Annotated in this window: 8 protein-coding genes and 1 riboswitch; of the genes, 2 read left to right on the top strand and 6 right to left on the bottom strand. The window is 42.4% G+C overall.

Features of this window, described 5'->3' with window-relative positions; genetic code table 11:
- The 5 genes from AB3112_RS07495 to tenA all read right to left on the bottom strand — a co-directional run.
- The coding region (locus AB3112_RS07495; RefSeq protein ID WP_367334212.1) for a hypothetical protein at window positions 1–389 on the bottom strand (389 nt) is incomplete at its 3' end.
- Between the two features lie 33 nt (window positions 390–422).
- On the bottom strand, window positions 423–1286 hold the full coding sequence (locus tag AB3112_RS07490) for a hypothetical protein (RefSeq protein ID WP_367334211.1): 864 nt from the start codon (window positions 1284–1286) through the stop codon (window positions 423–425).
- A 132-nt stretch (window positions 1287–1418) separates the two neighbouring features.
- Entirely contained in the window at window positions 1419–2642 is a 1224-nt protein-coding gene (locus AB3112_RS07485; protein ID WP_367334210.1) for an ABC transporter permease, read from the bottom strand.
- Window positions 2635–3531: an ABC transporter ATP-binding protein gene (locus AB3112_RS07480; protein WP_084973917.1), complete on the bottom strand. Its 897-nt coding sequence runs from the start codon at window positions 3529–3531 to the stop codon at window positions 2635–2637. Before AB3112_RS07480 ends, AB3112_RS07485 begins: the two co-directional genes overlap by 8 nt.
- 144 nt (window positions 3532–3675) lie before the next feature.
- Window positions 3676–4374, bottom strand: a complete 699-nt coding sequence (gene tenA, locus AB3112_RS07475) for a thiaminase II (protein WP_084973915.1) — start codon at window positions 4372–4374, stop codon at window positions 3676–3678.
- Between the two features lie 61 nt (window positions 4375–4435).
- Window positions 4436–4534, bottom strand: a riboswitch (TPP riboswitch).
- 126 nt (window positions 4535–4660) lie between these two features.
- Here tenA and AB3112_RS07470 point away from each other — a divergent pair.
- Entirely contained in the window at window positions 4661–5038 is a 378-nt protein-coding gene (locus AB3112_RS07470; RefSeq protein WP_084973914.1) for a hypothetical protein, read from the top strand.
- The gene (locus AB3112_RS07465; RefSeq protein WP_084998231.1) at window positions 5035–5394 is read left to right on the top strand and encodes a phage-shock protein; all 360 of its coding nucleotides are present in this window, start codon (window positions 5035–5037) and stop codon (window positions 5392–5394) included. The genes AB3112_RS07470 and AB3112_RS07465 overlap by 4 nt, the downstream gene beginning before the upstream one ends.
- A 208-nt stretch (window positions 5395–5602) precedes the next feature.
- On the opposite strand, the gene AB3112_RS07460 is transcribed toward AB3112_RS07465, so the two are convergent.
- Window positions 5603–5859, bottom strand: a 257-nt coding sequence (locus AB3112_RS07460; RefSeq protein WP_367334209.1) for a phosphoribosyltransferase family protein, incomplete at its 5' end; no start/stop codon positions are given.

Genomic DNA, 5859 nt, shown 5'->3' with positions numbered 1-5859 from the left:
GTGACCTGAATAATCTGAAACGCCATCATTGTCGCACAATATATCAAAATAATGTAACTCATGATAAATAACAGGTCAATGGCAATTCCCCGCCAATTACGGCTAAAGGCCACGAGGGTTAACTGCCAAAGATAAGATCCAAGAATACCAAAGTAAAGAAAGCCGGGAATCGCAATGGCTAATCTTGAAGAGAAAACGGTGAAAACAACGTATACCAATAACAGCAATCCGCCTCTCAGTAATCCTGCAAGCAAACGGCCATCATTAATTGAAAAAGAGATCCTGATTGCCTGGCTCTTAAAAATTGAAGAAGCCACAAAAAATGCGACCATCCCCCATAAAATAAAGATAATATAAGTGGATCGGCGTAATTTTAAGTTATCCAGCAAACCAGTCCCTCCTACTCCAATTGATTAATTCACTTAGTCCACCACAATCATCACTTCAGGCTTCCAGGACTTGGCAGTTTTATCAGGTACGACATATAAGCCATAGTGACCATTCACAGAACTATCCGCCGCACTGGAAACGTGGCTGGAAATGATAGAAGCGTAATATTTCAGTGCATTTGTTGTTTTATGCTTTGCCCAAAAAGCGTAGTACCCCGTCATTGTCTTGGGATCTACCTGTTTGACCGTAAAGCTGGTGGTCTTGGGATTGGAAATCCCCGCTTTTTCGGCGGCATCTCGGGTGCTGACATCCTGAGTAGCTAAAATTTTAGCCATCGCATCCAGCTTTTGATCTGAGACATCTTTAGTCAAATTGGCAGCCACCTGATCACTGATCAACTTTTGAAACTGGGACTGCGGCAAACTCGCCAGCGTCGTCAAATTATCCTGGAAGAACTGTAACGAGCGTTCAGACGAAAGATTCACAATCGACTTGGAAGCCGCGTTCTGTGAGGGATTAACACCCTTGGTTAAATAACCCCGCCAAATGAAGCCATCTGAGGCATTCCCATAGTTATAAACTTCATAGTAAACGTGCTTTTTGGTCCCATTTTGCATCACGACACTATTTTTAACGTACCAAGTTGTGTTGGGGTAATTTTTGAGATTATGCAGTCGCTTGGTGTGGGTAGCATTCCACAAATACACCGGACTATTGGACTTGGCATGGTACGCCACCGCATGATTACGACTGAGGACTTTCGTCCAAACATAAGTCGATGAAGCAGTCGTTGCGGTATTCGCTGTCGCAATCGAATTGGTATTTCCTGAAACTGGAAGACTCGTTGCGGCCACAAACCCAACCGTCATCAATGCGAGTAATAATAACTTTTTCATTGTGTTTTCCTCCTATGTACTAGCCAATTAATTATATCAGAAAACATCCCTAAAATATGGCCTATGTTAATTATATACGTAAAAATACCCGCTAATTTTTTAGCAGGCATTTTTTTCAAATTGTTAACTTATTTACTTCTGATAGCTCAATCCTCTGCGTAGTCGTTTCCAAAATGACGTATCATCGGTCTGTAAAATCAAGCCTTCATAGATCTGGCCAATGTACCAGGTCAATAACCCAATGCTGACAACTAAGATGGCTAAAGAAATTGAAATCTCCATCCCACTGGCGTTACCGTTAATAATTCTCATCGGCATAAAATAAGAAGAGAAAAACGGAACGTAAGACAAAATTTTGGCAATCAAGGCGTCAGAATTACTTTGAAACGGCATCGTCAAGAAGAAGGCAATCATGCTCAAATAAATTGCCGGCTGGGCCGCCTTGGGTGCATCCTCTGCTTTGGCAACCAGCGCCCCGCTGAACGCCGAAATAATCGTGTAGATAATGACCCCTAAGAAGACAAATAACAGGTTGACGTTTAACATATTGCCGATAATCGCGTTCACCAATGACCGGTTATCAACGATGATCGTTTTGATGTTGTCAAGATGCATGGCAATCTGAAAGAAGCCGTAACCCCCGACAAGGTATACAAGAATCTGTGTCAAAATGACACCAAAGACGCCCAAAATTTTGCCAACAAAATATTTAGAGGCTTTAGTACTGGAAAAGATAATCTCCATCACTTTGGTCCCCTTCTCTGACGCAATTTCCTGGGCAGTCACTGACGAATAAGTAACTAAAATCATGTAAATCATGAAGACCAGAATCCAAAATGACGCAATCTTGGCAAAATTGGCGCCACTATCAGACTTCTTGATTTGCGCTTTAAATGACGGCTGCACTGCTAACGACTTCATCTGCTTGGCACTTAACTTGGCATTGGCTAAATTAAGTTGCTGCTGGGTTTGCGAAAGGAATACGTTAATTTTTGTTTTCATGCCGCCGCCCAGTGAATCAGTCGAATGATAGGTCCCGGTCACTTGGCGCTTATCAGAGGACAATACCAAGTAGCCGGCAAGCTTGTTGTCGTTAACGGCCTTTTGAGCCGTTGCCGTTGTTGTTACAGTCGTTTTAACGTCATCCCGATTTGCTTTAATGAATTGTGGCCGCAATGTTGGGTCATCCGACACGACCGCAATCCGCTGTTGATCCGAACTGGAGGTCGCACTGGTGTAGCCAATTCCAAGCGAAATCGCCAGCAAAATGAACGGCGACAGCACCAACACGATAAAGCTCCAGGACTTGACCTGTCTAAGGTAGGTTTCCATGGCGACAATTAATGTTTTATTCATTGGTCATCCCCACTTTCATTCTGAAAATTTCATCCAGTGTTGGTGGCTGCTGACTGAATTCTTCAATATATCGACCCGCTGTCAACTTTTCAAACACTTCAGGCCCCGCACTGGGATCGTCCACCCGCAATAAAAATCGTTTGCCACGAATATTTTGAACCATGGTAACGTGCGGTAGCTGACGTAATTGATCAGAAGTCCAGTCGGTTGTGACATAAATTTCTGATTTACCAAACTGGTCGCGGACTTCGCTGATCGTTCCGTTTAAAACCATTTCACCCGTCCGAAGCATGACGAGTCGATCACAAACCGCTTCGACATTTCCCATATCATGACTGGAAAAAATAATGGCTGCGCCAAGGTCACGGGCCTCAAGAATTGCTTGTTTTAACAAATCTGCATTCACCGGATCCAATCCGCTAAAAGGCTCATCTAAAATAATCAACTTGGGCCGATGAATCAGCGTCACAATGAGCTGAACTTTCTGTTGATTTCCTTTTGAGAGATCTTTAATCTTGTCCGACTTCTTGCCCTTAACCGCAAACTTCTTCAACCAATCATCAATCTGGGGCCGAATCACTTTGGCAGGTTGATTTTTTAATCGTGCCAAATAAACAATTTGCTGTTCAATTGTCAGCTTGGGCATCAAGCTGCGTTCCTCTGGCAGATAACCAATTGAATCAAAGTCAGCTTCTGAAATGGGCTGACCATTCCAGTGAATCTCACCATCATATTTTAAAAAGTTGAGAATACTGTGAAAAGTCGTCGATTTACCGGATCCGTTTTGGCCGATCAACCCGGTAATCTGTCCGTCCGGAACGTTAAAACTCACGTCGTTGAGGGCTTCGACACTACCAAATTGTTTGTGCAGATGGTCGATTGTAAGCATGCAAGTAGCCTCCTTTGTTATCGCTTATCATATCATAAATGCAACTTGAAAATGACTGAAATTGGTGAATGTAACTTTATTTTGGCATCAATGCCGAAGAAAAAACCAGGACCCAAAAGCCCCGGTTAGTTCAATATTGATCAATTAATGATACTGTTTCATTGGCTTAACGAAGTGCCAGCTGCGTTGCCGGTAAGCCTGGTCCCAGAACTCCCATTCCAATTCACAGCTCTTCAAGAATTCTTCTTTGACAACGTCTAAATGATGCTGGTCATAGTGCTCGGATTCGCGGTCGATTAAAGAAAACAACTGTGGCAGAATGCTGTCATCGGAATCCTCCATATCGGCATAAAAGTCGATCCAAGGCTTGAATACATTGTCATCAGTATTCTTCCCCTGCTTCACAAACCGGTTTGCGATTTCCAAGTAAGTCCATGGACACGGCGTCATGGCGGCAACAATGTCAATCAAGTCGCCAGTTCGTGCAGATCGGTACATATGTTCATTGTACAGGTAGGTCCCCGGTGCTTGAGGATCATGTTGCAGCGTTTCGTATTGAACACCCGCGACATCGCAGAAGTTGTGGTGCGGATGAATTTCACTATTCAAAACAAAGTCAATTTGCTTGGCAAAAATTGCCATGTCTGCTCTGGTTTCCGACTTCTCGATCGCGGCAGCATACACCTTGATGAAAGCGTTCAGGTAATTGAAATCCTGACCAACGTAAAACGTCAGTGCCTCCTTGGGAAGATCTCCGTTGCCGATTCCTTCGACAAACGGATGTTGATAGATTTGGTGCAAAATCGGCTGTCCAGCTTCAACTAATTCTTCAGAAAATTTCATGGGTCAATGCTCCTTAAAGCAAAATTTTCAAACAGAACGTAACCGGACTTGGTACAGATTGTTCTCATTTCTTCCACTTCCCTACGTTGGTATTAACCAAATCAGGTTCAAAGGGATTGGCGAATTGCCATCTCAGCACAAGGCACCCCTAGTGATCTTATTTGAATATCCAAAGTCTAACATATTTTGGCGATGATTTTACGATTTTCTTCTTATATGATACGCTAAAAGCAACAATTTTCTGCAGGGGGAAAATCTTACTTAGCCTCAAAAGGAGAGTTGTCTCATGAAATTCAACTGGAAGATCGCACTCATTAGTTTTTCTCCATACATTCCTTTGATAATCATTTATTTTTTGATCCATTTGTACATCGTAAATGACGTTATCGCTTTGCTATTCGCAGCAGGTATCTTTTCAGCCTTATATATTTTTGCTTATTATAAATATGCCAAGACTTTCTTCGAAAAGCATCCTGAACTGGATCCGCAAAACTTTGGATTCAATACGGTAGCAAACGTTGTTTGGGCACTTGGGATCACCATATTGATTGGGCTTGTCATCCTCAAGGCTTATCCACAAAGTCCAGAAGGATATCTGTTAGCATTCGGTTTGTTCTACTCCGTCATTACGGGCTTCAAATCATACAGGAGAACAGCAAAATGACATTTAACTGGAAATATGCGCTATTCACCAACGCACCGATATTATTTACATTAATCATCTATATCGCTATGACTGCACTACAAATTGATTTAATTTGGCTAATTCTTGTCGTCATTTTAACTTGGACAGGATGGTATGCCTATGCTGGTTGGAAAGTCTACCGTCGTCATCCTGAATTTAATTACCATAATTATCAGCGTGGAACGGTTTCGATGATCATTATCACAATTTCAACAATTGGCTTTCTATTCTTACTCCTGAAGCTCAAACTAATAGACACCGCCCTCTTTCTCACGTGGCTGGCTATTTCAAACTTCTTAGTAGATGGGTTTGCGAAGTATAAAGGCCTTCAGTAATTTTAAGCATCCTTTCGAGAGCAGCGAACTTAGTTGCCATGGCATTTAACGTTGTTTCCGCAATTTACTTTCGAATTCTGAAAAAGCAATTGATTGAAAAACAAATCAATTAATTTTGGCTTTTAACTATTAAAGAAGAGAGCCCAAGTTTTTAACTAAGCTTGGGCTCCCTTCTTTGCGTCCAATCATTCTTTTAATCAATTGATTCTTATCCATTCTTCACCGCAAACATCGGTAGCGTCTTCAAGAACACGCAGTCATTTCGATCAGCCGCGTGACCTTCTGCCAGAATTGAGCAACGTTGAACGACTTCGGCGCCAACCTTTTTTAATAAGTGTTCAGCTGCAGATAATGATCCGCCGGTACTAATGACGTCATCCACAATAATGACCCGTTTTCCGCGCAGCATTTCGGCATCGCAGCCATCTAACACCAATTGTTGATGATAGTCCGTGGTAATTGACC

Origin of the sequence: Lentilactobacillus sp., assembly GCF_040773105.1 — a bacterium.
Classification (GTDB): Bacteria; Bacillota; Bacilli; order Lactobacillales; family Lactobacillaceae; genus Lentilactobacillus; species Lentilactobacillus parabuchneri.
The sequence above is the reverse complement of the archived record's forward strand: the minus strand, read 5'-3'. Positions and strand labels throughout refer to the sequence as shown.

Coding starts and splice junctions, on each gene's coding strand:
- AB3112_RS07490 (WP_367334211.1), bottom strand. CDS start 1,286: ATGAAAAAGTTATTATTACTCGCATTGATGACGGTTGGGTTTGTGGCC.
- AB3112_RS07485 (WP_367334210.1), bottom strand. CDS start 2,642: ATGAATAAAACATTAATTGTCGCCATGGAAACCTACCTTAGACAGGTC.
- AB3112_RS07480 (WP_084973917.1), bottom strand. CDS start 3,531: ATGCTTACAATCGACCATCTGCACAAACAATTTGGTAGTGTCGAAGCC.
- tenA (WP_084973915.1), bottom strand. CDS start 4,374: ATGAAATTTTCTGAAGAATTAGTTGAAGCTGGACAGCCGATTTTGCAC.
- AB3112_RS07470 (WP_084973914.1), top strand. CDS start 4,661: ATGAAATTCAACTGGAAGATCGCACTCATTAGTTTTTCTCCATACATT.
- AB3112_RS07465 (WP_084998231.1), top strand. CDS start 5,035: ATGACATTTAACTGGAAATATGCGCTATTCACCAACGCACCGATATTA.